The organism is Siphonobacter sp. BAB-5385 (assembly GCF_002261125.1).
Lineage (GTDB): Bacteria > Bacteroidota > Bacteroidia > Cytophagales > Spirosomataceae > Siphonobacter.
Genome location: NZ_NMPS01000070.1, coordinates 57,301 through 82,429 on the forward strand (window position 1 = coordinate 57,301; position 25,129 = coordinate 82,429).

24 protein-coding genes and 2 pseudogenes are annotated in these 25,129 nt (G+C 47.6%); 15 read left to right on the forward strand and 11 right to left on the reverse strand.

Translation table 11 applies throughout. From position 1 onward, the window contains the following. Window positions 1-27: 27 nt before the first annotated feature. Window positions 28-1,455 (forward strand): amidohydrolase family protein, encoded by a 1,428-nt coding sequence (locus tag BWI93_RS06510; RefSeq protein ID WP_141217378.1) that lies wholly within the window; start codon window positions 28-30, stop codon window positions 1,453-1,455. An 81-nt stretch (window positions 1,456-1,536) separates the two neighbouring features. On the opposite strand, the gene BWI93_RS06515 is transcribed toward BWI93_RS06510, so the two are convergent. From BWI93_RS06515 to BWI93_RS06530, 4 genes and pseudogenes are all read right to left on the reverse strand, one after another. Beyond that, the gene (locus tag BWI93_RS06515) at window positions 1,537-2,451 is read right to left on the reverse strand and encodes a PfkB family carbohydrate kinase (RefSeq protein ID WP_094809377.1); all 915 of its coding nucleotides are present in this window, start codon (window positions 2,449-2,451) and stop codon (window positions 1,537-1,539) included. Window positions 2,452-2,653: 202 nt separating this feature from the next. Beyond that, on the reverse strand, window positions 2,654-3,004 hold the full coding sequence (locus BWI93_RS06520; RefSeq protein ID WP_094809379.1) for a c-type cytochrome: 351 nt from the start codon (window positions 3,002-3,004) through the stop codon (window positions 2,654-2,656). Between the two features lie 124 nt (window positions 3,005-3,128). Then, window positions 3,129-3,934, reverse strand: a pseudogene (gene murQ, locus BWI93_RS06525) (N-acetylmuramic acid 6-phosphate etherase). 159 nt (window positions 3,935-4,093) lie between these two features. After that, window positions 4,094-4,780, reverse strand: coding sequence for a hypothetical protein (locus BWI93_RS06530; protein WP_094809381.1), 687 nt, complete (start codon window positions 4,778-4,780; stop codon window positions 4,094-4,096). A gap of 265 nt (window positions 4,781-5,045) precedes the next feature. On the opposite strand from BWI93_RS06530, the gene uvrA reads away from it, so the two are divergent. From uvrA to BWI93_RS06580, 11 genes are all read left to right on the forward strand, one after another. After that, entirely contained in the window at window positions 5,046-7,904 is a 2,859-nt protein-coding gene (gene uvrA / locus BWI93_RS06535) for an excinuclease ABC subunit UvrA (protein WP_094809383.1), read from the forward strand. Window positions 7,905-8,144: 240 nt separating this feature from the next. Then, the gene (gene rplM / locus BWI93_RS06540; RefSeq protein WP_094809385.1) at window positions 8,145-8,588 is read left to right on the forward strand and encodes a 50S ribosomal protein L13; all 444 of its coding nucleotides are present in this window, start codon (window positions 8,145-8,147) and stop codon (window positions 8,586-8,588) included. Window positions 8,589-8,687: 99 nt separating this feature from the next. Then, complete coding sequence (gene rpsI / locus BWI93_RS06545; RefSeq protein WP_094809387.1) at window positions 8,688-9,077, forward strand: 30S ribosomal protein S9; 390 nt, start codon at window positions 8,688-8,690, stop codon at window positions 9,075-9,077. A 156-nt stretch (window positions 9,078-9,233) separates the two neighbouring features. After that, window positions 9,234-10,034 carry a 30S ribosomal protein S2 gene (gene rpsB / locus BWI93_RS06550; RefSeq protein WP_094809389.1) on the forward strand — a complete coding sequence of 267 codons (801 nt, stop codon included), beginning with the start codon at window positions 9,234-9,236 and terminating at the stop codon, window positions 10,032-10,034. Between the two features lie 258 nt (window positions 10,035-10,292). Further along, entirely contained in the window at window positions 10,293-11,129 is an 837-nt protein-coding gene (gene tsf, locus BWI93_RS06555) for a translation elongation factor Ts (RefSeq protein ID WP_094809391.1), read from the forward strand. Between the two features lie 158 nt (window positions 11,130-11,287). Further along, the gene (locus tag BWI93_RS06560) at window positions 11,288-11,986 is read left to right on the forward strand and encodes a DUF3078 domain-containing protein (protein WP_094809393.1); all 699 of its coding nucleotides are present in this window, start codon (window positions 11,288-11,290) and stop codon (window positions 11,984-11,986) included. Continuing rightward, window positions 11,986-12,234 (forward strand): hypothetical protein, encoded by a 249-nt coding sequence (locus BWI93_RS06565; RefSeq protein ID WP_094809395.1) that lies wholly within the window; start codon window positions 11,986-11,988, stop codon window positions 12,232-12,234. The genes BWI93_RS06560 and BWI93_RS06565 overlap by 1 nt, the downstream gene beginning before the upstream one ends. A 50-nt stretch (window positions 12,235-12,284) precedes the next feature. Continuing rightward, window positions 12,285-12,617, forward strand: a complete 333-nt coding sequence (gene mscL / locus BWI93_RS06570) for a large conductance mechanosensitive channel protein MscL (protein ID WP_094809396.1) — start codon at window positions 12,285-12,287, stop codon at window positions 12,615-12,617. A 154-nt stretch (window positions 12,618-12,771) separates the two neighbouring features. Further along, window positions 12,772-13,299: a Mur ligase family protein gene (locus tag BWI93_RS29440; protein WP_369679108.1), complete on the forward strand. Its 528-nt coding sequence runs from the start codon at window positions 12,772-12,774 to the stop codon at window positions 13,297-13,299. 5 nt (window positions 13,300-13,304) lie between these two features. After that, window positions 13,305-14,123, forward strand: coding sequence for a UDP-N-acetylmuramoyl-L-alanine--D-glutamate ligase (gene murD, locus BWI93_RS29445; protein ID WP_369679115.1), 819 nt, complete (start codon window positions 13,305-13,307; stop codon window positions 14,121-14,123). 5 nt (window positions 14,124-14,128) lie between these two features. Then, window positions 14,129-14,788 carry a hypothetical protein gene (locus tag BWI93_RS06580; RefSeq protein ID WP_094809398.1) on the forward strand — a complete coding sequence of 220 codons (660 nt, stop codon included), beginning with the start codon at window positions 14,129-14,131 and terminating at the stop codon, window positions 14,786-14,788. 75 nt (window positions 14,789-14,863) lie between these two features. Here the strand turns inward: BWI93_RS06580 and BWI93_RS06585 are convergent, their stop codons facing one another. The 7 genes from BWI93_RS06585 to greA form a co-directional block, all read right to left on the reverse strand. Continuing rightward, complete coding sequence (locus tag BWI93_RS06585) at window positions 14,864-15,760, reverse strand: DUF4249 domain-containing protein (protein WP_094809400.1); 897 nt, start codon at window positions 15,758-15,760, stop codon at window positions 14,864-14,866. A 788-nt stretch (window positions 15,761-16,548) separates the two neighbouring features. Then, window positions 16,549-16,902: a hypothetical protein gene (locus BWI93_RS28590; protein ID WP_255157750.1), complete on the reverse strand. Its 354-nt coding sequence runs from the start codon at window positions 16,900-16,902 to the stop codon at window positions 16,549-16,551. Between the two features lie 71 nt (window positions 16,903-16,973). Then, window positions 16,974-18,857: a TonB-dependent receptor gene (locus BWI93_RS06590; RefSeq protein ID WP_255157751.1), complete on the reverse strand. Its 1,884-nt coding sequence runs from the start codon at window positions 18,855-18,857 to the stop codon at window positions 16,974-16,976. 496 nt (window positions 18,858-19,353) lie between these two features. Further along, window positions 19,354-20,244 carry a hydroxypyruvate isomerase family protein gene (locus tag BWI93_RS06595; protein ID WP_094809402.1) on the reverse strand — a complete coding sequence of 297 codons (891 nt, stop codon included), beginning with the start codon at window positions 20,242-20,244 and terminating at the stop codon, window positions 19,354-19,356. Between the two features lie 74 nt (window positions 20,245-20,318). Further along, window positions 20,319-20,606, reverse strand: coding sequence for a YciI family protein (locus BWI93_RS06600; protein ID WP_094809404.1), 288 nt, complete (start codon window positions 20,604-20,606; stop codon window positions 20,319-20,321). A gap of 3 nt (window positions 20,607-20,609) precedes the next feature. Beyond that, window positions 20,610-21,002 (reverse strand): HIT family protein, encoded by a 393-nt coding sequence (locus BWI93_RS06605; RefSeq protein ID WP_094809406.1) that lies wholly within the window; start codon window positions 21,000-21,002, stop codon window positions 20,610-20,612. A gap of 160 nt (window positions 21,003-21,162) precedes the next feature. Beyond that, a complete protein-coding gene (greA, locus tag BWI93_RS06610; protein WP_094809408.1) occupies window positions 21,163-21,636 on the reverse strand; it encodes a transcription elongation factor GreA in 474 nt (157 codons plus the stop codon). Between the two features lie 508 nt (window positions 21,637-22,144). Between greA and fmt the strand changes: the two genes are divergently transcribed. From fmt to BWI93_RS06630, 3 genes and pseudogenes are all read left to right on the forward strand, one after another. Further along, window positions 22,145-23,059 (forward strand): methionyl-tRNA formyltransferase, encoded by a 915-nt coding sequence (gene fmt / locus BWI93_RS06620; protein WP_176454153.1) that lies wholly within the window; start codon window positions 22,145-22,147, stop codon window positions 23,057-23,059. Window positions 23,060-23,122: 63 nt separating this feature from the next. Beyond that, the gene (locus BWI93_RS06625) at window positions 23,123-24,475 is read left to right on the forward strand and encodes an L-serine ammonia-lyase (RefSeq protein ID WP_094809414.1); all 1,353 of its coding nucleotides are present in this window, start codon (window positions 23,123-23,125) and stop codon (window positions 24,473-24,475) included. Window positions 24,476-24,567: 92 nt separating this feature from the next. After that, a pseudogene (locus tag BWI93_RS06630) lies at window positions 24,568-25,061 on the forward strand (dihydrofolate reductase). Window positions 25,062-25,129 lie beyond the last annotated feature (68 nt).

A 25,129-nucleotide genomic window follows, 5' to 3' on the forward strand; every position in this document is an offset into this window, starting at 1 on the left:
TCCTTTTTATTCTCCATTGTATAATCTATGAATCGTCGGAAGGCCTTAAGCCATCTTTCGCTAAGCTCCGTTGCTTTATTGGGCGGCTGGGGTTTCACTAAAACCTGGGTAAAAGCTTCGCCGGTTCAGGAGCAAATATTCCCCCTGGTCATTCAGAAAGGATCCGTTTTTACGGAAGGGAAACTAGAACCGCTAAACATAGGAGTTACCGATGCTGGGTTGTTGCATCTAAGTCCACTGGAGCTACAGGGAACGCAGGTGATTGACGCCAGTCACCATATAGTCAGTCCGGGTTTTGTTGATATTTTAGCCGATGGACCGAAAAACCTGACGAACGATTACCACGTCTTCGAACGCTTCAAACTAACCGATGGCGTAACCACCACCTTGCAGTTACACGGCGGACGGGAAAATCCGGAAGAATACCACCGCTTTTTTGATCCTAAACCGCATTATACTAACTACGGCGTAGGCATTTACGTGATGGGCATTCGGCTTGCCGCAGATTTACCGCACCGACTCAAACACGTGGAAAAAATGCTGGCGGAAGGAGCCTTAAGCGTATCGCATAGTCTGGAATATCAGCCTACACCTTATGACGAAGTGAAGGCGTATGCCCAACTCGCCAGGCGGTACGAACGCCCGATGTTTCTGCACTTACGGTATTCGGATAAAGAACATGAACTGGAGGGTGTAAAAGAAACCATTCGCCTGGCCCGAGAAACGGGCGTCCGGATGCATATCGATCACCTGCACTCCACGGGCGGGACCTTTCATATGGCTGAAGCTCTGGATTTGATTCACGAGGCCCGGCAGTCGGGCTTGGATATTACCACCTGCGTATATCCTTATAGTTACTGGGCTACGTATTTGCATTCCAAACGCTTTGACGAAGGCTGGAAAGAACGATATAATCTGGACTACAGCGATCTGCGGCTGGTGGGTACTCAGGAACGAATCAGCAAAAAAACGTTTCAATATTACCGCCAGCATCCCGGCTATCTGGTAGCCGTACCCGAGGGAGCTATGCCCTTTGAGACCACGATTGATCTGGCCTTGCAAACGGATTTCTGTATGATTGGATCAGATGGGGGAATTGCTTCCCTAGAAGCCGCTAACTCGCATCCGCGTGGAGCCGGCTGTTTTGCCACGGCTCTGCAACACGCTCAGGCGATTGGTATACCGCTGGAAAAGATGTTACCGAAGCTGACGAGTATGCCCGCGGATTTGATTCGTCGGGCCGTACAGAACCGGGGTGAAATCAAAGAAGGGGCCATCGCCGATCTGACGATTTTTAATCCGAAAACCGTACAGGGCCTGGCTACCGTTGAAAATCCCAATACCGATTCGGCAGGAATCAAAGCCGTCATTCTAAACGGAAAACTAGCCTATCAGGAAGGAAAGATTCTGGCCGAACAGGGTCTGCCCATTCGGAATTCAGGGCGGAGGGCTTGATATAATTTTGAATGAATGATAGAATGAGTAAATGATTTTTATGATCCTTATTCACTCATTCTATTATTCATTCTATCATTATTATACCGTAAATCCTGACAGTTTTACGAACTCCTGTACGCGAGCATCTACCTCTTCTTTGGAAAGGCCGAGCAGCCGTTCAGTACCAAATTTCTCTACGCAGAAGGAAGCCAGGGCTGACCCGTAAATGATCGCCCGCTTCATGTTTTCAAAGCTGGTGTCATTAGTAGCGGCGAGGTAGCCGATGAAACCACCCGCGAAGGTATCGCCCGCTCCGGTTGGATCGAAGACTTCTTCCAGCGGCAGGGCCGGAGCAAAGAAGATTTCTTCGCCCTGGAACAACAGGGCTCCGTGTTCGCCTTTTTTGATGATCAGCGTACGGGGTCCCATCGCCATAATAATTTTCGCGGCTTTGCGTAGGCTATATTCGCCGGAAAGCTGACGAGCTTCTTCATCGTTGATACTCAGCACGTCTACGCGTTGGAGAACCTTTTTGAGATCATCCATCGCCACGTTCATCCAGAAATTCATGGTATCTAGTACCACAAGTTTCGGACGATTTTTCAGACGGTCCAGTACCGTCATTTGTATCTGAGGCGTCAGGTTGCCCAGCATCAGATATTCGCAATCCTGGTACGATTCGGGAATAATGGGATCAAAGTCAGCCAGTACGTTCAGCTCGGTCACCAGCGTATCGCGGGTGTTCATATCGTTGTGATACTTACCCGACCAGAAGAAGGATTTTTCTCCAGCTTTCACTTGCAAACCTTCCGTATCAACACCCTGATTTTGCAGCAGTTGGATGTACTCCTGAGGAAAATCATCGCCCACTACGGCTACAATATTGATGGGTTTGGTAAAGTAAGATGCCGCTAGAGAAATGAACGTACAGGCTCCGCCAATGATTTTATCCGTTTTGCCGAAAGGGGATTCAATGGCATCGAAAGCCACCGTACCGATTGCTAAAAGACTCATGTATTGATGTTTACAGTTTATTCGGTGTGCTGTTTCTGATGAATAGTTAAAAACAGATATCCTGAAAATCAGGCAAAAATACGGAATGATACGCACATCCACGAAAAAAGCCCCGATTCGCGTCGGGGCTTTTCAAACCTTGGAAAGGTTTCAGCAGGTGTGAAGAAACGGCTGAAGGGCCGAATCCGAAACCCTGCTGGTCTTATTTTTTCTTCGCGGGAGCGTTAAGCGAAACGATCCACTTGGCAATTTTCATGGCATCTTCCTTAGGAACCTGCGTCATCGGAGCCATTGGAGGATAACCGGGCCAGTTCGAAGGCTTCGGTTTGTAGATCAATTCAACGATTTGTTCCGGCTTGTATTTCTTCTTGGCAACATCCGTGTACGCCGGACCTACCAGGCGTTCGTTTACTTTGTGACAGGTAAGGCAGATGTTTTTCTCAAGCAGGGCTTTGATTTCAGCCGGAGGATCAGTTTTACTTTGTGCAGAGGCGTCAGTACCTACGAATAAGGCGGCAACCAGACCCAGCAGGGGAAGAAGCGTTTTGTTCATAGTAAGCTATAAAAAATTTAAGAAAATGCTCGTTTTGTTTAATCGTTAGAACGCAAAAGTACGTAAAATTATACGGACGCTTTGTTAATAATTGCAAAAGAATCGACGGTAATAACTCGCTTTTTTAAGGATTGTTACCAGCTTCTACTGCTTTTCGTACACTTCCATGGCGGGCCAGCAAATCCTCGGCCTTTTCACGAGTAGTATTCAATTCAGCCATAACCATCTGAATGGCCCGATTGACAAGCTTGTAGTTAGACAATTGCATGTCCACCATCCGATTGCCCTTTACCCGCCCCAGTTGAATCATGGTACTCGTTGAAATCATATTCAGAATGAGTTTCTGAGCCGTACCCGATTTCATTCGCGTGCTACCCGTTACAAACTCAGGGCCTACCACCGCTTCTACCGGATATTCGACGGCTGCGGCCAGAGGGCTACCGGCATTACAAACGACGCAACCCGTCAGAATGCCCCGTTCGCGGGCACCTTTACGCCACCAATGACGTAAGGCGTCGTTCCCGAAGCTGCAATACCTACGAGCGAATCCAGTTCGTTGATTTCGTATTCCTGCAAATCTTTCCAGGCCTGTTCGGCGTTGTCTTCGGCATTTTCAACGGCTTTCCGAATGGCGGTATCGCCTCCGGCAATGAGCCCGACGACCAGGCCAAAAGGTACGCCGTAGGTGGGCGGGCATTCCGAAGCATCGAGGATGCCCAAACGGCCACTGGTACCGGCACCGATGTAAAACAGACGTCCGCCCTGCTTCATGCGGGCAACAATCTGCGTAACCAGGGCTTCAATCTGCGGTAGTGCTTTTTCAACGGCCAGCGGTACCGTTTTATCTTCATTATTAATGCCTTCCAGCAACTGCCGGACGGTCATTTCTTCCAGATGATCGTAATGAGAGGAGGATTCGGTTGTAAGCATAATGTATGGATAAATACGAAGGCGTATAGAAAAAGAGTCCCTAAAGGTAACGAGTTTTCGGCGGTATGTCGTCGGACCAACGGCTTTTCAATAGTAGTTCGGATAAAAGAAAAGTCCCGACACAACGCCGGGACTTTTCGCTCCTTCCAGGGAAGGAAATTATTTAAACCAGTAGCCAAAACGAATGACCAGCGGACTACCACTGGAAGAATACGTATTGGGGTTGGAGTTGTAATTGGCGTGGTACAGAAGTGTGATCTGGAAACCAGGTTCGCCCGCCGGTACGCCATAACCGCCTCCAACCAGGAAGCCAGTGTCATATTCGTATCCCGTGATTTTAGCTTGAGAGTTTTTGAGGGACAGTACTTTATACTGCTCGGCTTCACCCCACAGGAACAAACCTGGTACCACGTTCTCCAGGAAACTCAGGTGTTGCTGAATAAAAACTCGCCCGCCCAGAAGGCTCGCCTTTTGACGGCCCTGGCGTCCAGCAGAGTTAATGATACCATCCGGTTGACTGGAATAACTGTAGGTAATTCCCAAACCCGTGGTGGTCGTGGGCGTAACCCGGATACCGGCCATGGGGGAAATATCAAAGCTGAAGAAGCTGCTTCCACCAAAGAAACTTAGCGATGGCGTCGTAATATTCAACCCATACCGCAGCTTATCCTTAAAGGGGCGGGCTTTCCAGGGCATTTCCTGTTCTCGCTGGTAGTTCTCATCAAGGGGCTGTTGCTGAATGATAACGGGCCGCTCGGCGGGCCGGGGAATGGAATCATACTGAGCAGAAGCAAAAGGGGTGACCGCCAGAATAAATAAACAGGTGGCCAGTACAGATCGAATCATGGATGTTATGTTCATGGACAACGTAAAGAAGTCGTGTTAACAAAGAACCGGACGGGCCTGAATTTGGTTATCTCTCTGGCACCAACGTCTGCCTCTTTGCTAACATTTCCCAAAGTAACGGTCTTCGTCGCAAATTCTTGTACAACGGGTTAAATCCAGTGCTGGAATAGCTCTTTTTTAGCGACGTTCAGGGCCAAATGTGAGCATCCTGAAAACATTGGAATCCACCATCTCTTCCAACCCCGAAGCGGGTTATCTTTGTCGAATGAATTCAATTGAAACGCTGGGTCGCCCGTCGGTCGAAACCCTCGATCCGAAGCAATACATCCTTATCAAAGGAGCACGTGTCAATAATCTTAAAAATATAGACGTTTCCATCCCCCGCAATAAGCTGATTGTCATTACGGGATTATCAGGAAGTGGGAAATCATCGCTGGCGTTTGATACGCTCTTCGCGGAAGGTCAGCGGATGTACGTGGAAAGTCTGAGCAGTTACGCCCGGCAGTTTCTGGGCCGGATGGAAAAACCGGAAGTGGACTGGATCAAAGGCGTTTCGCCCGCCATCGCCATTGAACAGAAAGTGAGTACTAAAAATCCCCGCTCGACAGTGGGTACTACTACCGAAATTTACGATTACCTTAAACTGCTCTTCGCCCGTATTGGCCGGACGTATTCACCCGTATCGGGTCAGGAAGTACGGAAAGATACCGTAACGGACGTCGTAGACTATATTCTTTCGCTGGAAGAAAATACCCGCGTACTGATCACCACACCGCTCATTCGTAAAAACAACCGCAGTCTGGCCGAAGAACTGACCATCCTGGTACAGAAAGGCTTTACGCGAATTGTGGCCGAAGACGAGACCATTCAGATTGAAGAAGCCCTGGAAGATGTTGCAACGAGTCAGCGGATTGCGGATCTTCCACTGCATATTCTGATTGACCGGCTGGCGGTAAAGAAAGATGACGAAGAAACGCAGTTCCGTTTAGGCGATTCTGTCCAAACGGCTTTTTTTGAAGGTGAAGGATCCTGCTTCATACAGGTACTGGGAGGCGAACGCCGGGCGTTTTCCGACCGTTTTGAACTCGACGGTATCGCGTTTGAGGAACCCAGCGTCAATCTGTTCAGCTTTAATAACCCGTATGGAGCCTGCAAACGCTGTGAAGGGTTTGGTACCATTCTGGGCATCGATCCCGATCTGGTATTCCCGGATCGTAACCTCTCCGTATTCGAAGGAGCCATCGCTCCCTGGCGTACGGAAAAGATGGGCGAGTGGCTGACCCCGCTGTTACGCAACGGGATCCGCTTTGATTTCCCGATTCACCGGGCTTATAAAGACCTGAGTCAGGCCGAAAAAGACTTACTCTGGAAGGGTAATAAATACTTCGGTGGTCTGGATGATTTCTTCAAAATGCTGGAAGGCGAATCGTACAAGATTCAGTATCGCGTGCTGCTGAGCCGGTATCGAGGTCGTACAGTATGTCCAGAATGTCGGGGTTCTCGATTGCGGAAGGACGCCAGCTACGTAAAAATTGCCGGTAAATCTATCGTTGACATTGTATTACGGCCCATTTCTGAAATCGCTCAGGTATTCCGGGAACTGGAATTGCCGGAATATCAGGAGAAAGTAGCCCGCCGGATTCTGACCGAAATTCAGAACCGACTGGATTACATGGAACGGGTAGGACTGGGCTATTTGACCCTTAACCGACTGACCAACACCCTTTCAGGAGGCGAATTTCAGCGAATTAAACTGGCGACGTCTTTGGGTAGTGCCCTCGTAGGTTCGATGTATATTCTGGACGAACCCAGTATCGGACTCCATCCCCGCGATACCCAGCGACTGATTTCGGTATTGAAGTCTTTGCGTGATCTGGGCAATACAGTGATTGTGGTGGAGCACGAAGAAGAAGTCATGAAAGCCGCCGATGAAATCATTGACATTGGTCCCGAAGCTGGTACCGGCGGTGGACAGGTCGTTTTCCACGGTGACTGGAATACCATTGAAGATTTACGCCTCGAAGGACCAGGTGAAGAAGCCAGTCAGTCGCATACCATTGCTTTCCTGACAGGTCAGGATGTGATTGCCACACCTAAATTCCGTCGTCGACCTTCGGGCTGGCTGGAGTTGAAAGGGGCCCGCGAAAACAACCTGCGGGATGTAAATGTCCGTTTTCCGCTCGGTACGCTGACAGTGATTACGGGCGTGAGTGGCTCCGGAAAATCTACGCTGATCCGGAAGATTCTGTATCCAGCCCTGGGTAAGATGTTAGGAACGTATTCGGACGAATCGGGTAAGTATACCGAACTGGTTGGCGATCTGAAAGGATTGTCAGCGGTGGAAATGGTCGATCAGAATCCGATCGGAAAATCCAGCCGTTCGAACCCGGTTACGTACGTAAAAGCCTACGATCACATTCGTCAGTTGATGAGTGACCAGCAACTGGCCAAAGCCCGTACCTACAAACCGAGTCATTTTTCCTTTAACGTGGATGGCGGTCGTTGCGAGACGTGTCAGGGCGAAGGGCAGGTGAAGATTGAAATGCAATTCATGGCCGACATTTACCTGACCTGCGAGTCCTGCGGCGGTAAACGCTTCAAGCAGGAAATTCTGGAGGTCAAGTACAAGGATAAAGATGTGGCTGAAATTCTGGATATGACCGTTGACGAAGCCGTCACTTTCTTCCGGGATGAACCGAAGATTTATGAAAAGCTGATGCCCTTACAGGAAGTAGGTTTAGGTTACGTAACCCTAGGTCAATCATCCAATTCGCTTTCGGGTGGAGAAGCTCAGCGGGTAAAACTGGCGAGCTTCCTGGGAAAAGGGAATCCGAACGCCGGGAAAACGCTCTTCATTTTTGACGAACCTACGACTGGACTCCACTTCCACGACATCCGCAAGCTGCTGAAATCCATCAACGCCTTGGTAGAACAGGGCGACTCGGTAATCATTATCGAGCACAATACGGAAGTCATCAAGTGTGCCGATTACATCATCGATATTGGACCAGACGGGGGCGAGGCCGGTGGGCAGATCACCTTTACGGGAACGCCGGAAGAGATGATACAGCTGGAAGATGAGAATTATACGGCTCAGTTTTTGAAAGAAAAAATGGCCGAGTAAGCAGATAAGTGATTGCAGTATAAGGGGTCCGTTCAGCGACGGGCCCTTTTTGCTTTTGGCCCAGCTTGTTTTGGGCTGAGTGACAGGGCTGATCGGAAAGAAAATACTTGATTTTTCTGGAAAATAGGGAGTAAGCCTTTGAATTTCAGTAATAAACCCGCTATATTTGCACTCCCTTTTTCAGCTATGATGCCCAAAAGTATCTGAAAATCAAGAGGAAACATTCAAAGATAATTAATCGTGGACCAGTTAAGCTACAAAACTGTTTCAGCCAATCCAGCGACCGTAACTAAGGAGTGGGTCATTGTTGACGCTGAAAACGCGATCTTGGGTCGTCTGACCAGCCAGATCGCCGCTATCCTGCGGGGTAAGCACAAAACCAACTACACGCCTCATATCGATTGTGGGGATAACGTGATCGTAATCAACGCCGACAAGATTCGTCTGACGGGTAACAAAATGACTGACAAGCAGTACGTGCGTCACACGGGTCACCCCGGTGGACAGCGTTTTGCTACGCCTCGGGAAGTTTTGGAAAAAATTCCTGCTCGGGTTATCGAATATGCCGTAAAAGGTATGTTGCCGAAAACGCGTCTGGGTCGTCGCCTGTTTACGAACCTGCACGTGTATGCTGGCCCTAACCATCCGCACGAAGCTCAACAACCGAAGAAAATCGAATTGTAATCTTTCGTTGCTCGTGAATGGTTCGTGGGGGTTCAGTACAGATGTACACTGAGGTTCCAGAAACTAGGTTACGATTAACGGTAAATGAATACCAAACCAATGGCAGAAGTAATTAATACGCTCGGCCGCCGGAAAACTGCCGTAGCTCGCGTTTATTTGACGCCGGGTAACGGTACGATCACGGTAAACGGCCGCGATTTCAAGGAGTACTTCCCTTCTGAAGTTCTCCAAATTGTTGTAAACCAGCCTTTTACTACTACCAACACCCTGGGTGCTTATGACATTAAAGCAAACCTGGATGGCGGTGGAGTAGCCGGTCAAGCCGAAGCTCTTCGCATGGGTATCTCTCGTGCGTTGGATCAGGTGAACCCTGAATTCCACACGGCTCTGAAGAAAGTTGGCTTCCTGACGCGTGATGATCGTATGGTGGAACGTAAGAAACCAGGTCGTCGCAAAGCTCGTCGTCGCTTCCAGTTCAGCAAGCGTTAATTTTCTCAGTCTGCCGTTTTCAGTTCCCAGTGTATGGATTTTCCAGAACTGTAAACTGAAAACCGACAACTGAAAACTCATTCGCCTCTGATTCAGGCTTGCAGTGTCCGACGCCGAATCATGCTTTTTTTACATCCTTTTTGACTTAACAACAAAATGGCACAAGTAAGCTATAAAGAACTCCTCGATGCCGGTGTACACTTTGGTCACTTGACCCGTAAGTGGGACCCGAAGATGGCTCCTTACATCTTCATGGAGAAAAACGGCATCCACATTATCGATTTGAACAAAACGGTAACCCTTCTCGATGAAGCGTCTACCGCCCTCAAATCAATCGTTCGTTCAGGCCGCAAAATCATGTTCGTAGCTACGAAAAAGCAGGCTCAGGAGATCGTTTCGGAAGAAGCTCGTCGCCTGAAAATGCCTTACGTAACCGACCGTTGGTTAGGTGGTATGCTGACTAACTTCGCGACGATTCGCAAGTCGTTGAAGAAAATGACTCAACTTGAGAAAATGCTTAAGGATGAGACGACGTCAGCGAACCTGAACAAAAAAGAAAAACTGGTCCTTACTCGCGAAAAAGATAAATTGGAGCGTGTACTTGGTGGTATTGCTGACCTGACTCGTCTGCCCGCAGCTCTGTTTGTGATTGACGTGAAGCGTGAGCATATCGCTGTGGCTGAAGCTCAGCGTTTAGGTATTCCGGTATTCGCCATGTGCGATACCAACTCTAACCCCGAATTGGTTGATTTCCCGATTCCTGCCAATGACGATGCCTACAAATCAATCAGCCTGATTACCCTGGCGATTGGTAAGGCTATCGAAGAAGGTCTGATGGAGCGTAAGCAAGATAAAGACGATGCTCGCGTTCAGGAAGAAGAAGAAGCCAAACGGGCCGTTGATTCAGGTGCTGACGTAGCTGAAGCTCCTGCGGCAACGACGGAGGAAGAAGCCTAATCTTAGGTTAGATCTTTGATCCCTGTGAATAGCCCGGAGCTTTAGCTTTGGGCTATTCCGTTTAGAAGTTTGAAGAATGGTTGGATGGGTAGGAGGGTTTGAAAAGGTTTAAAGCGAGGTCTCATACGCGGGTCAACGTTAAACTTCAAACCACTGAAACGCATTCAAACCAGATACGCTTCGCTCTTCTTAACAAAAGCTTAATTTCATAATCTGGGACAATCGTCCCTACTTCACGGTAAAAACAAACTCACTACAATGGCTGCAATTACCGCTGCTGACGTGAACAAACTCCGCCAAATGACTGGTGCGGGGATGATGGATTGCAAAAAGGCTCTGTCTGAAGCCGATGGCGATTTCGAAAAAGCGATTGAAATTCTTCGTAAAGCGGGCCAGAAAGTGGCTGCGAAACGGGCTGACAACGCTACTTCTGAAGGACTTATCCTGGTTAAACTGAGCGAAGACGGTACCAACGGTAAACTGGTTGCTCTGGCTTGCGAAACGGAACCCGTTTCTAAAGTAGAAGACTTCCGGAACCTGGCTAACGCCATCATCGAAACAGCCGTTGAGAAAAACCCTGCTACGATCGAAGAATTATCAGCTTATACCCTAGCGGATGGTCGTACGATCCAGGAAACGATTACGGAACTGGTTGGTAAAATCGGCGAGAAAATCGTTATCGGTGCTTACGAAAACGTAAATGCTGAACAAGTAGTTAGCTACATTCACTCAAACGGTAAATTAGGCGTACTGCTGGCTTTCAATAACGTTCAGGGTGCTGAAGTACAGGAAGTAGGCAAAGACATCGCGATGCAAATTGCTGCGATGAAACCCGTAGCCGTAAGCAAAGACGAAGTAGATCCTACGTTGGCTGAGAAAGAACTGGAAATCGGTCGCGAGCAGGCTCGTGCCGAAGGAAAACCCGAAGCCATCCTCGATCGGATCGCTCAGGGTCGTCTGGAGAAATTCTACAAAGAAAACACGCTGCTTTCGCAGGAGTTCGTAAAAGATAGCTCAATCACGATTGCCCAGTTACTGGAAAAAACGCAAAAAGGATTGACCGTAAAAGAATTCAAGCGTATTGCTTTAGCTTAATTCTGTAGCGTATCGTTTTAACGGCTTACGGGGTGATCCGTAAGCCGTTTTTTTATATAGTTTTTAGAGTAATCATAAGTATTTATAAGCATAAACGTGGGCTTATTTAAGAATTATAAATATTTTTGCTCATATCCTATCTAATGTTTTCCTAATCCATGGTATCTAGAAAAGTAATCTATCTTCTACTACTATTAAGCTCATTTTCTTTCTTCGCTCAAGCCCAAACAGAGCCCATCCCCGTAAAAAAAGATACGACGTACTGGCGAAAGAAAAAAGAATTCGGTCTGAATTTTAACCAGGGTTCGTTTAGCAATAACTGGCAGGGTGGGGGCGTCAATAACCTGGGTTTAGGGGCTTTTTTTAATGCCAAAGCCGAATACCGCAAAGAGCGGGATAGCTGGGTGAACGATTTTCAGAGTCAGTTTGGCTTTCAGAAAATCAAGGATCAGGAGTTTCGAAAGAGCATTGATCGTTTGTTTTTTGACTCAAAATACGGCCGGAAATTAGGGCAGGATACCATTTGGGCTTTTGTCGCTAACCTCAACGTACTGACCCAGTTTGCCAATGGTTTTGACTTCAATTACGCTTACGCCAATCAAACGTATCCACACATATCAGGTCTGATTACGCCTTTCTTTTTAACGGAAGCGATTGGTATTGAGTGGCGACCCACTTCATTTTTCAATTTGAACTTTTTACCGGGCTCCGTACGCCATACCATTCTGGCTGATAAAGATTTGTACCGGGAAATTGACGCTCGCAATGCTACCGAAGTAGAAGCGGGCGGCACACCTTATGAGTTCAAAAACTACGGCGTCAAGCGGGGCAACCGAGCCTTAACGGAAGTAGCCTGATGCAGCTGGTAGCTAACTTCGATAAAGACATTTTCAAAAACGTAAACCTGAAGTTCCGTTACCAGGCCTTTGCCAGCTTCAAAGATCTGGCGGCAATCGATAACCGACTGGATGCAAAGATTACGGCTAAGATCAACCGTTTCCTCAATTTTAACTTCGATCTGATTGCCCTATACGATCAGGATCAGGTTACCAAAATTCAATATGCTCAATCCATGGGATTAGGATTTTTGTATACCTTTAAGTAATCTTCTGGTAATCTACTCAGTTATCGTTTGCACCTTAAAACCTTACCGTCATGCTAAAGGAATTTAGAGAATTTATTGCCAAAGGAAATGTTCTGGACCTGGCCATCGGGGTAGTCATTGGAGCGGCCTTTGGAAAAATTACTACAGCTTTGGTAAATGATATTCTGATGCCACCCATCGGCTTATTGTTAGCGGGAGTTGATTTAAAGGATGCCAAATGGGTATTGAAAGCAGCCAATGAAGCGGCCAAGCAACCCGAGGTAGCTATTACTTACGGTTCTTTTCTACAGGTGGTGATTGAATTCATGATTATCGCCTGGGTATTATTTTTAGTAGTAAAAGCAGCCAACCATACGGGTTTGATGCAGAAGAAGGAGGAGTAAGTGGATTGCCTTACTACCAAAAAATAGTCTGATCTTCGGGTCAGACTATTTTTTGGTAGTAAGGCAATCCTTTTCGAATGTGATCCGGATACTCATCATGTGAAATACAGGATTCAGCCCTTAAATTCGCCTCAATAGATCGTATACAGACATCATGGCAAAAAAGATTGTGGTTTTGGGCGGCGGCGAAAGTGGGGTAGGTGCCGCTTTACTCGCTCAGGCTAAAGGGTACGACGTTTTTCTATCCGATAAAAGTGAACTCGGTGAAGCGTATCGCAACCAACTACTTGAACACGGCATTCCATTCGAGGAAAAACAACATACGGAAACTCGAATTTTCGAGGCGGATGAAGTCATCAAAAGCCCCGGCATTCCTGATCATATTCCTTTAATCAAAAGCCTGCGGGAAAAACAAATTCCGGTCATTGGGGAAATTGAGTTTGCCGCTCGCTTCACGAAGGCCCGTCTCATTGCGATTACGGGCTCGAATGGAAAAACCACCACTACGCTGTTGACGTACCACCTCCTAAAAACGGCAGGACTGAACGTAGGTCTGGCCGGAAACATTGGGGATAGCTTTGCCAAACAGGTCATTACGGATTCCTTTGACTATTATGTGTTGGAAATCAGTAGCTTTATGCTCGATTCAATGGTTGAGTTCAAGCTGATATTGCCATTCTGACCAATATCACGCCCGATCACCTTGACCGCTATCAGTACGATTTTCAGCAGTATATCGATTCTAAGTTTCGTATTCTACAGAACATGGGTCCGGCGGATACGTTCATTTACTGGCAGGAAAGCGAAGCAATCGCTCAGGAATTGGGCAAACGCACTATTATTCCCCAAACCTTGCCTGTTTCGACCCATACACAGCTAGCTAAGGGAGTGTCTATCACTGATACTCAGCTCATCGCTCGTACGGCGACGCAGGAGTTTGAAATAGCATTAGCGGATTTGCCCATTGCGGGTACCCACAATGCGTTGAATGCAAGTTGTGCTGTTTTGGCCGCTCTTTCGCTGGAGGTCTCCAATGAAGCAATTCGCGAAGGCCTGCGGACGTTTCAAAATGCTCCACACCGCCTGGAGCCCGTAGGAGAATTGAAAGGTATCCGTTTCATAAATGATTCGAAAGCGACCAATGTTGATTCCGTATTCTTTGCTTTGGGCAGTTATGCGGAACCGCTGATTCTAATCATGGGAGGTGTCGATAAAGGCAACGATTACACGCAAATTGAAAGTCTGGTGGTCGAAAAAGTTAAAGTGCTGATTTGTCTGGGTACCGACAATACGAAACTCCAGACATTCTTTAACGGGAAAATACCCTTCATTCTGGAGACGCAACACATCGAACAGGCCGTTGCGTGGGGATATGAATACGGCACTGCTGGCGATGTGGTACTCTTATCACCCGCCTGTGCCAGTTTCGACTTATTTAAAAATTACGAAGATCGGGGTAACCAGTTCCGCTCGCAGGTACAGCAACTGATTCAGAAAAATAGCTAGAAACAATGAAAACATACGGCTGGATTTTCGCCTGCATTTGGGCTGTCCCGGTCTGGGGGCAGGTAAACACCAATCAATTCGGAACTAATCAAATTGAAGGCGGTAACCAGATTGCGGTGGGAGCCTATACCGAGTACGAAAATCAGCCGTATCTACTGGAAGACTGGTCCAAAGGCTACCTGAAGGCAACGACAGGAAAGTGGTATGCGGCTGAAAAGCTGAATTATAATGTATCTACCAATCAGCCGGAGTTTCAGCAGGGAGAAAAGCGGTTCAATCCTAAACTTGATTTAGCCGCTTTTACGCTCGGAGATACCGCCAGTGGCGTATACTTTCAGAATGGCTTTCCAGCCATCGACCAGCAGACAGCGAAGAGTTTCTATCAGGTATTAAGCAAAGGCTCCGTAAAGCTGCTGAAATACACCAAAGCTGCGTTGCTAGACGTAACGAGCTTTAATTCAGCTACAAAAAAGAAACGCTTTGATTTTAATGAGGCGTACTACGTGTACCGACCCGACCAGAAAATCATACGCGTTAAGAAAGATAAAAAATCAGTACTGGAAGCCTTGCCTGAGCAGGCCACCCGAATTGAGGAAATAGCTGGTCAGCGAAAATTGAAACTGAAAAACTGGGAAGAGATTCGGCAGGTGCTGGCCGAACTGTAAACCTGCGTTCGTATCAATAAAATAAACCCCGGCTTGATAAGGCCGGGGTTTTCTATGTAAAGCATACGGGTGTTGTTACAAATTCTTTACCTGAACGACGTAAGCTCCAAATACACCCAGACCATTCTTGATGTTGGAATAAACGGGTACCGCTTCAGCAAACGGATTATCGCCTACTTCTCGCTGTAACTTAACGGTACGGAAGAATTCGTAGTAGTTACGATCTACGTGGTATACAAACGAGTACATAGGGGCCGGACTCGTGATCTTTGGATCAGTTTTGCTGGTGGATTTACCGAGCAGGAAACGCATTGTGCCCGTCGTAAAGTGCTGATCGGTGGTCTTTGAATCATCCAGAAACGCAATGACAGCGGCATTTTTCAAACGAACGCAGGTAGAGTCACCTGCAAGTGTTTTAATTTTAACGTTGGTGCCTTCGCCACTACCCACCATGTAATAATTCGTCTTGTTAGCTTCCGTATTGGTCCAGCTTAAGCTTCTTTTACGATAAACATTATACGTTGAAGCGTCAGCCCGTTCATAACTCAGGTCGCTGTCTGTTGCATCCAGCGTACGGATCATCTTCGGGATTGTGCAGGTAGCTTCCGTTGCAGGCAGTCCCGGAGCCGTTACTTTTAACGTGTATGTACGTCCAGCGACCAGCATAAAGTCTTTAGCCTGAATCTTATACGTACTATTTTTATTATTCGTAAGCTTTACTTCCCTGTTTCCATCGGATAGCAGAACCGTAGCATCCAGTACAGGATTGCTGATACTGCGACTGCCGCTACCTTCACCCGTAATCGGACGATTTTCATTCACAATAGCCGTAATCTCAGTATCTGTAGGGTTTAGGTAGCATTCTACGATCAATTTGGGATCGCTCGTAATCGTAATATCGTCAGATTGTTTAACGCAGGAGGTAAGTCCGAAGACAAGTAGAAGGGCGGACAGGACGGAGAAAGCTTTCATGATTCTGTTTCGACAAATCGTTAACAATGAGCGGTTAGGCACTAGTATTCCTGACAGACTTGTAGGGGAAGTCTGGAGAGTTTTAAATGATTATGAATGACTTGGCGGAATACGCGATCAGCTTCAGTGGTCAGACTGAGGCCGAAACACAACTAGTAGCGAGAGCGTAGCGGTCTCTGGCAGGTAGCAGTTGTTTTTAATCGAAATAAAGCATGGGCATGACTCGCACCGAGACCGTCAGGTCCATCAGGGGAATCATCACTTGGCGGAGTGTTTGTCGCTTAGTTGGGTGGGATCACCCTGGCGGAGAAAAAAGCGAACGATTTCAAATAATGTGACGCTTCATACTATAGTCTTGAAACGTCCTGACATGGCATCGGTACTGTAGCGGTTACCGATTATCTACTTTAAAAATAGTTGTTGTCGTTTGACATTACAAATATGGCAGATTGTTATGTTTTATATTTTTCAATTCGATCAAGTGTAAAATATAGTCTGTATTTGGTAAATGTATAAGGTTGTTTGAACTTGATATTTATCAAAACTGCCCTGAATGGCTTCAAATGCCCTTTTTTTAACAGGAAAGGAGTAGTGAAAAGTAGAAGTAATACTACACGAGAATTCAAGTATTACTACAAAACTGAGCTATGTTAAGATCGGATTTGGAGAAGCAGCGAAAAGGTACTACTCGTACCTGCGAGTGCTGGATACGTATAAAAACAAAAAAAGAGAGTGGAATATCCTCTCCCTTTTCCGTAATCTGCTCTATTATTATGAAACTGCTTTTATTAGAATTTGAAGTTGTAGGAAACGCTCGGCAATGCCGGGAACAGCGTAACCTGCTTCAGTGTGTTTACCGTTTTCTTCGCCCCGCCTACGGTAGATGTATTCGTAGCGTCGAAGTAGTAGAAAAAAGGGTTTTGGTGGTTTGTAGCGTTGTACAGGCTAATTTCCCAGATACGCTCGTGGCCGTTTTTAGCTTTATGAAATTGTACGCCTACGTCTAAACGCTGGTAGGCAGCTGCCCGAAAATTATTCCGTTGACCGTATTCATTAAACACCCGTCCGGTGTAGTAATTTTTTGTATCGCCTAACGTTTTCACCGACGAATTTCCCTGAATCCAGTACTGCCCCTGAGGCAACGTCAGAGCCTGACCGGTTCCATAAACGTAGGTAGCGGATACAGTTACCTTACTGTTCAGGTGATAAATTCCTACCAGCGAAACGTCGTGGCGGCGGTCATAGCGAGCCCAGAATTTTTTGCCAAAATTGAGTTCGTCAAATTGCTGCTGCGTCCACGAGAGGGTATATCCTGCCCAGCCCGTAAAACGTCCGGTTTTTTCTGCAGTAAAAACTCAGCACCGTAGCTCCAGCCTTTTCCCTGGGTAATCTGATTTGCCCAGTTTCCTGCATTTGCTGTACCGAACGAAAGCGAGCTGGCTCCTTCTTTGTACGCAACCATATGATCCATGGTTTTATAAAAGCCTTCGGCCGTAAAGCTCAGACCTGAACGCATATCTTTCGCCACACCCAAAGCAACCTGTTGCGAAAACTGAGGAGCGATGTGATCGGAAGCCGGAACCCACAAATCCGTGGGAAGTCCAATGCCTGAGTTTGTCAGCAAATGAACATACTGACTCATGCTGGCGTAGGAGGCTTTTACCGCCCAGTTACGGGGCATGGTATAGGCAATGGCCAGACGGGGTTCGGGCTGTACGTACGTTTTACTTTCACCCTGGAAGCCGCTTACGCGTAACCCTGCATTTATTCTCAGTGCTGGAATGGGGCTGTAGGTGTCTTCTACATAAACGGCCCCTTCTGTACCATTTAGCTGGACGGCGTTTCCAATGATGGGGTCATTTTGGGTGCCTACCGTCGTTTTACTGGAGGGCGTAAACAGGTGGGAAGTCGCCGTTATTCCCGTTTTGATTACGTGTTGAGCACTGGGAATCCAGGTTAGGTCCGATTTAAAAATCAGATCCCGAATATCAGACTGATTATTGAGGTGGTACGTCGTGGTTTCCTCGTCATTGACTAGATCCCGATTCATGCGGGCCAGTGAACGGTACTGGGAGTATACCGCCGATGTCGTCAGGGAAAGACCTGGATTGAACCGGTGTTTCCAGCGTAAGGTAGCTGCGGTGTTGCCCCAGTTCAGGCTTCCGCTTTCGTTAGAAAGCTTGCTGTTGGTTTTGTATTTGAAATGATCGTTTCCAGTGTAAGCACTGATGCTTACGTAATCATCGGGCGTTACGTCGAAACTGGCTTTCAGGTTTAGATCGTAGAAATAACCCGTATTGTTTTTCATTTCACTAATGAACGGGCTCAGCACCAGGTCCGCGTAGGTACGGCGTCCGGATACCAGAAAAGAAGATTTTCCTTTTTTGATTGGTCCGTCGAGGGTAAATCGGCTGGAAATCAAACCAATGCCGCCTTCACCGTGTAACTTATGCTGATCACCATCTTTCATTTCCATTTCAATGATGGAAGATAACCGACCGCCCTGATGAGCGGCAAATCCACCTTTGGTCAGGTTAACGGATTTAATGGCATCGCCGTTAAACAGCGAGAAAAAACCAAACAAGTGGGAAGTGTTGTAAATCGGAGCGTCGTCGAGCAAAATCAGATTTTGATCGGGTCCGCCACCGCGTACATACATACCCGTCGAACCCTCCGCACCTTTCTGTACACCCGGCATTAATTGCAGGGTTTTAATAATATCTTTTTCGCCTAAAAGCGTAGGAATCTCTTTGATCTGCTGAATGGGTACGGAAACGGAGGACATTTGTACCGATTCAGAAATTTTGCCTGAAGTGCCGGATTGGCTTTTTACAACTACTTCCTTCAAAGTGGTATTTTGAGGTTGCATTTCAATGTTCAAATCCACGTTGGAAGTAATATCGGTAGCCATGCTTTCGGTTTTGTAACCAATAAAGGAGAAAGCGATTTTTACGAACGGCCGACCGGGTAAGGCGATGGAATAATAACCATTCATGTCCGTAATGGTACCGAGGCCTAAGTTGGCAATGGATACCGTTACGCCGGGTAAAGCCGATCCTGTTTGAGCTTCCCGCACGTAGCCCCGAAGCGTCCGCATGTTTCTATCGGTTGAGGCTAATTGCTGTGCGTAAGCAACTCCCATACCGATCCATACAAATAGAGCTATACTTCCAATATGAATAATTGATTGCAGCGGTTTCATAAAAACGATAGAGCAAATGAGCGGTAAAAACGATTGCGTGACTCGTATTTTGACCTTGCGGCCCGGAACGATTTAGCCTGTAAAAGCCGGTGGGGTTCTTGCCGTTTGACTGTACAAAGATGAAGGCAAAATGAAGGGTAGGGGGGCGTAATTCGATCAACCGTACTAAACAGCGGCTGACCTGCAAAAGCAGCGGGATTTTGAAGAAACGGCGTTCGGGAAAGTATTTCTGGACGTTTCTATTTTACGTTTTTTCGGAAAAAAGGCGGAACAGATCTACGAAGAATGAGCGTAAACGGTACCGGTTCAAAACGGAAGATGGGAAAGGAATGGAGAAAAAAAAAGAGGAGCCTTTCAAGGCTCCTCTGGGAGTGGTTAGCAAGCTTTGTGTTTACACATCACAAATCAGGACACCCTGCTTGAGGGACTCCAGCATGCCGGCTTTATCCTTCGGTGTTGGAACGAATTCCTGACCAATATATCCTTTATAACCCGTCGCCACGAGTGCTTTGACGATGGCGGGGTAATAAATTTCCTGTCGATCATCAATTTCCGTACGGTTGGGCATGCCACCCGTGTGGTAATGGCTAATGTACTGTCCGTACCGCTGAATGTTACGAATGTGATCACCGTGCATGGATTGCATGTGGAAGATATCGTAGAGCAGTTTAAAACGCTCGGAACCTACGGCTTCGCATAAGGCCGAACCCCACTGGACGGTATCGCACTGGTAATCCGGGTGGGAGTGGCGGGAACTGAGCAACTCCATGGTAAGGGTGACCCCATTTTTTTCCGCCGTCGGCATGATCCGCTTGAGTACTTTCTGGCAATTCAGAATGCCCTGGTAATCATCCAGACCATTCCGGTTTCCTGAAAAACAGATCAGGTTGGTAACGCCAGCCGCCTTTGCTTCGGGAATAAGCTTTTCGTACAAATCAACCAGCTTATCGTGGTTTCTGAGGTTATTAAAAAAGCTCGTCAGTCCTGTACCGTCGGGCCATTTGTCGGCTTGGCCTAAGGCAGAAGTCAAGCCGTATTTGGCCAGTGTAGGCCATTCACTTGGGCCAGTCAGTTCAATGGATTCAATACCAATGTTTTTACAGGCCTGAGCGAATTCATCGAGTGGAATGGAGCCAAAGCACCACCGCGATACCGAATGTTTAATATTGCCTTTTAACTTAAGCAGGGGTGAGGCCGCTGCCTCCAGAGAAGTACCCAAAGTAGGAAGGGCTGCTACCGTGGCTGCTGAAGCCGTTTTCTTCAGCATGGAACGTCTATTCATAAACAGGTTTTATACAAGAGAGACGACGAATATACAGAAAACCCTAAACAGACCATAGGGTAAGGTAGAAACGATTAGACATCGGCTTGCCGGAAGGGTTTAATTTCAACCCGATCCCAGACTTTCTCCAGTAGGTAAGGTTCAGTTTCCAGCCATTTCATCAACATGAATTCTTCCGGGAAGTCCATAATTACCACCGATCCGATCATTTGCCCGGCATCGGATAAAATGGCTCCACCCATAATGAAGTGACCCGCTTGTTTTAATTCCCGCATGCGTTGCAAATGGGCCGGCCGGGCCTGCATGCGGCGATTGAGGGCGTTTTCGTCCGTAAAGTCATACGCCTGAATGTAGTACTGCATAGCTCACACATTAGCTCTGATGCGACTGGCCGTAGCAGCCAGTTCATCCGGGGAGAACTGTAGTTTGGGGTTCGAAAAATTCATGTCCCGCATGGACTGCATGGGAATCAGGTGGACGTGGGTATGCGGCACTTCCAGCCCAATGACGCTTACGCCAATCCGCAGACAGGGACAGGCTTTCTGAATGGCTGGAGCGAGTTTTTTAGCAACCAGCATCAGGCCCGTCAGTGTGTCATCGTCCAGGTCAAAAATGTAATCCACTTCTTTCTTGGGTACCACCAGGGTATGTCCTTCGGTGAGCGGCGAAATATCCAGAAAGGCCAGATACTGATCGTCTTCGTATACTTTATGAGCGGGAATTTCGCCCTGAATGATTCGCGTGAAGATAGAAGCCATGGTAACGAGGTTTACGTAAAATAGAATAGGTATGCCGTTCAAAAATAAACAGAACAGCGTAAACTAGCCAAAGGTGACGGTTTGACAAGGGGCGAAGGGCATAAAAAAACGAGGTTTGATACCAGATCAAACCTCGTTTGCAGTAAAAATCAAGTTTTACCTAGCGGGAAATTTCGAGTACTTCAAATTCCGCTTTTCCATTGGGTAATACTACTTCGGCCATTTCGCCCACTTGTTTACCCAGCAAGCCTTTGCCAATCGGTGATTGTACGGAAATCTTACCCGTTTTCACGTCAGCTTCTGTTTCAGCTACTAATGTATAGGTTGCAATCATGTTGTTCCGCTTGTTTTTAATTTTCACAGTTGACATAATCGCTACTTTCGAGCTATCAATAATAGACTCGTCGAGAATACGGGCATTAGCCAGCAATTGCTCAAGTTTTGCAATTTTCAATTCGTGCAAACCCTGAGCTTCTTTCGCTGCGTCATATTCTGCATTTTCGGACAAATCACCCTTATCACGGGCTTCCGCAATCTGATGAGCAATATGCGAACGGCCTTTGGTTTTCAGTTCGTGTAATTCGGCTTTCAGCTTATTGAGACCTTCTTCCGTGTAATAGGCTATATTTCCCATAATCAGTAATCTAATTTTATAGGTTTAACGTTTTTTACTAGCTCTCTGCCAAGAGGCTACTGGTTGAGTTAGAACGAGTAAGCACAGGATAAAAATCAGGCAGTGTAGTGAATAACGGCCTGATCTTCAGTATGCCTGTGCTTGTGACTTCTAACGTAACGACAAAAAAAAAGAACGGTGACAAGATCGTTCTGCTGACAAACCCCCTGGGTTTACTTTACAGAGTCAATCTTCTCGCCGAAGTTCCAACAGCAACCGCTTCTATCTACTACCTAGCAGCTGCTTTGTTATTGGATGAACAAAATTAGCACTTTTATCGCCAAAAGCAAGTGAAATCGTAAGTCTTTTCGGAAGAGGAAGCGGCCCAATAGCGATGCGAAAGCCTGAAGCGGTCCGTTTAAAAGTGCTTATGTTTGTGCAGAAAAAAAGTGTTTTATGCCGACAGGATACCGATTGTCGGGCACTCTTTTAGCTTTTTTGTACTTAGACTTTAAAGACGTACGCACGCATGAGAATTATATTTTTGGGAACGCCCGAATTTGCCGTCGAAAGCTTACGCACCCTGGTGGAAAACCAGTGCGAAGTAGTGGCGGTCGTGACGGCTCCCGACAAGCCCGCCGGACGGGGTCAGCAATTACAGCAGTCGCCCGTGAAGCAATACGCCGTATCGATGGGATTACCCGTATTACAACCCGAGAAACTGAAAAACCCGGATTTTCTGGAAGAACTCAAAAGCTATCAGGCCGACCTTCAGGTCATCGTTGCTTTTCGGATGTTACCCGAAGTGGTATGGAATATGCCGCCGAAAGGTACGTTTAACCTACATGCCTCGTTATTACCGCAATACCGCGGAGCCGCTCCGATTAACTGGGCGTTGATGAACGGTGAAACGGAAACGGGCGTAACGACGTTCTTCCTGCAACACGAAATCGATACGGGGCCACTGATTTTTCAGGAAAAAGAACCCATTAGCGAGGATGATACGGTAGGAGCAGTGTACGAGCGACTGATGAAACGGGGAGGTCAACTGGTATTGAAGACCGTTCGAGCCATTGAAGCGGGCGAGTATCCGCAGATTCCACAGCCGGAAGTCGAAGAAATCAAGATGGCTCCGAAGATATTTAAGGAAACCTGCGAGATCAACTGGCAGCAATCCGCCGCTTCCGTTCGGAATCACATCCGGGGTTTGTCGCCGTACCCGGCGGCTTGGACTACGCTTCTCGGCAAAAACTGTAAAGTATACCGGGCTTCCTTTGCTGAACCAACGGAAGAAGCCGAACTCGGCAGCTACCGTACCGACCACAAAACGTATTTGCAATTCCGGTGCAGCGATGGCTGGCTGGCGATCGACGAGCTACAACTGGAAGGCAAAAAACGCATGGGCATTGAAGAGTTTCTCCGGGGGATGCAGGGCAAGCTTTAGTTTCGGATTCGTACGCAGTTTTACACGTTCTATACTACTTCATCGACATACCTGACGGTATATATGATTACCACCTCTGTATTTGACCTATTTAAAGTAGGACCGGGCCCTTCGAGTTCGCACACGATTGGTCCCATGAAAGCAGCGTACGATTTTCTTCAGGAAATCCGGAAAGAAGAACAGTCCGGAACTTCCGTAGAAATTCATTTATACGGGTCCCTCTCGGCGACGGGCAAAGGACACGGTACGGATCGGGCCATTCTGGGCGGATTGCTGGGCTGGCTGCCCGATACCTGCGATCCGAAAGCCCTGCTGGAACTGATGACCAAGCCGGACCAGACGTATACTTTGCCCGTACCCGGCGAAATTCGGGTAGGGGAAGCCGACTTTATTTACCACCGGGGAAAAACGGACTTTCCGCACCCGAATACGATGATCCTTAAACTGACGGATGCTTCACAGCTGGTGTTGCTGGAACATGAGTACTATTCGGTGGGCGGGGGCTTTATTCAGCGAAAAGGGCAGCCGATGGAAGGGACGCGGGAAACCGAAGCCCGTTTTCCCTACGAGCATATGGAAGGCTTGAAAGCACACCTTCGTACGTCGGGATTAACGCTGGCATCGCTGATGATTCAGAATGAAAAATCACTGACGGGTCTAACCGAAAAGGAAATCAATAGAAAGCTGGATTTCATTATTGAAGCGATGGAAAAGGCCGTGAAACGCGGCTTACGGGCGAAAGGAACGCTACCCGGAAAAATCAAACTTCAGCGGAAAGCTCCACTGGTGTACGAACAAGCCAAAAAACACTCCCTGACTTCCGATAGTTTTCTGATGTTTCTGAACGCCTATTGCCTGGCGGCTTCGGAGGAGAATGCGGCGGGTAGTATCGTCGTCACGGCTCCTACGTCGGGAGCTTCCGGCGTATTTCCGGGATTGACGTATCTGATGAAACACCACTTTCATTACTCGCCCCAGAAAATGCGGGAAGGCTTACTGGCCGCCGCCGCCATTGGCTTTCTGGTGAAACACAATGCGAGTATCTCCGGAGCAGAAATGGGTTGTATGGGCGAAATCGGGACGGCTTCGGCGATGGGTGCGGCCATGCTGGTCTACGCGGCGGGCGGCAGTATCGGTCAGGTAGAAGCCGCCGCCGAAATTGGGATCGAACACCACCTGGGCATGACCTGCGACCCGATTGGCGGGTACGTGCAAATTCCCTGCATCGAACGCAACGCGATGGGAGCCGTAAAGGCTTACAATGCGTACTTGCTAGCGATGGCCAGTGATCCTTCGTACCAGAAAATATCTCTGGATAGCGTACTAAAAGTCATGCGGGCCACGGGCCGCGACATGTCGCAGAAATACAAGGAAACTTCAGAAGCCGGTCTGGCCCTGAGTATGACGGAATGCTGAGAATAGTTTTAGTTGTTGGTTGTATTGTTGTTGGAGCGAAGGACAGGGGTATTACAAACTAAAACCAACAACTAAAAACCAACAACTAAAAAATGATACACCTCGTCGTAGCGGTGGCTGAAAATGGAGCCATTGGAAAAGATAACCAACTGTTATGGCATCTGCCGGATGACCTGAAGCAATTTAAAAAACTCACTTCGGGCCATACTGTGGTGATGGGTCGGAAAACCTATGAATCCATTGGAAAACCGTTGCCCAATCGTACCAATGTGATCATTACGCGTAATGAAAACTACGAGGCACCGGGCTGTATCGTCGTCTCTTCTCTGGAGGAGGCCATTCGAACCGAGTCCGATGTGTACATCATTGGCGGAGCGAAATCTATCAGCAGGCGTTACCGTTCACCGATCGGATTCATTTGACGGAAGTACAGGCATCGGTTGAAGGTGATACCTTCTTCCCTAAACTGGATTCAGCGGAATGGCATGAACTCAGCCGGGAGACGCATCCCACGGATGAAAAACATACATACGCCTTTGATTTCGTTGAACTGGAACGGAGTACCATCGAAAAAATAGAGGCTTAGCCAAGCGGCTATTCCCGGAATAAGGCAAAAGCAAATCAACCTTTGTCCCGGAGAATGTCTACTTTTGC

Excerpts from the sequence above, each read along its gene's own strand:
- BWI93_RS06580 (WP_094809398.1), top strand. The coding sequence starts at position 14,129 with ATGAAAACATACGGCTGGATTTTCGCCTGCATTTGGGCTGTCCCGGTC.
- BWI93_RS06600 (WP_094809404.1), bottom strand. The coding sequence starts at position 20,606 with ATGCAGTACTACATTCAGGCGTATGACTTTACGGACGAAAACGCCCTC.
- BWI93_RS06595 (WP_094809402.1), bottom strand. The coding sequence starts at position 20,244 with ATGAATAGACGTTCCATGCTGAAGAAAACGGCTTCAGCAGCCACGGTA.
- BWI93_RS06530 (WP_094809381.1), bottom strand. The coding sequence starts at position 4,780 with ATGATTCGATCTGTACTGGCCACCTGTTTATTTATTCTGGCGGTCACC.
- BWI93_RS06565 (WP_094809395.1), top strand. The coding sequence starts at position 11,986 with ATGCAGCTGGTAGCTAACTTCGATAAAGACATTTTCAAAAACGTAAAC.
- BWI93_RS06515 (WP_094809377.1), bottom strand. The coding sequence starts at position 2,451 with ATGAGTCTTTTAGCAATCGGTACGGTGGCTTTCGATGCCATTGAATCC.
- greA (WP_094809408.1), bottom strand. The coding sequence starts at position 21,636 with ATGGGAAATATAGCCTATTACACGGAAGAAGGTCTCAATAAGCTGAAA.
- BWI93_RS06510 (WP_141217378.1), top strand. The coding sequence starts at position 28 with ATGAATCGTCGGAAGGCCTTAAGCCATCTTTCGCTAAGCTCCGTTGCT.
- fmt (WP_176454153.1), top strand. The coding sequence starts at position 22,145 with ATGAGAATTATATTTTTGGGAACGCCCGAATTTGCCGTCGAAAGCTTA.
- BWI93_RS06560 (WP_094809393.1), top strand. The coding sequence starts at position 11,288 with ATGGTATCTAGAAAAGTAATCTATCTTCTACTACTATTAAGCTCATTT.
- BWI93_RS29440 (WP_369679108.1), top strand. The coding sequence starts at position 12,772 with ATGGCAAAAAAGATTGTGGTTTTGGGCGGCGGCGAAAGTGGGGTAGGT.
- mscL (WP_094809396.1), top strand. The coding sequence starts at position 12,285 with ATGCTAAAGGAATTTAGAGAATTTATTGCCAAAGGAAATGTTCTGGAC.
- rpsI (WP_094809387.1), top strand. The coding sequence starts at position 8,688 with ATGGCAGAAGTAATTAATACGCTCGGCCGCCGGAAAACTGCCGTAGCT.
- BWI93_RS06625 (WP_094809414.1), top strand. The coding sequence starts at position 23,123 with ATGATTACCACCTCTGTATTTGACCTATTTAAAGTAGGACCGGGCCCT.
- rpsB (WP_094809389.1), top strand. The coding sequence starts at position 9,234 with ATGGCACAAGTAAGCTATAAAGAACTCCTCGATGCCGGTGTACACTTT.
- BWI93_RS06520 (WP_094809379.1), bottom strand. The coding sequence starts at position 3,004 with ATGAACAAAACGCTTCTTCCCCTGCTGGGTCTGGTTGCCGCCTTATTC.
- tsf (WP_094809391.1), top strand. The coding sequence starts at position 10,293 with ATGGCTGCAATTACCGCTGCTGACGTGAACAAACTCCGCCAAATGACT.
- BWI93_RS06605 (WP_094809406.1), bottom strand. The coding sequence starts at position 21,002 with ATGGCTTCTATCTTCACGCGAATCATTCAGGGCGAAATTCCCGCTCAT.
- BWI93_RS06585 (WP_094809400.1), bottom strand. The coding sequence starts at position 15,760 with ATGAAAGCTTTCTCCGTCCTGTCCGCCCTTCTACTTGTCTTCGGACTT.
- BWI93_RS06590 (WP_255157751.1), bottom strand. The coding sequence starts at position 18,857 with ATGCGGACGCTTCGGGGCTACGTGCGGGAAGCTCAAACAGGATCGGCT.
- uvrA (WP_094809383.1), top strand. The coding sequence starts at position 5,046 with ATGAATTCAATTGAAACGCTGGGTCGCCCGTCGGTCGAAACCCTCGAT.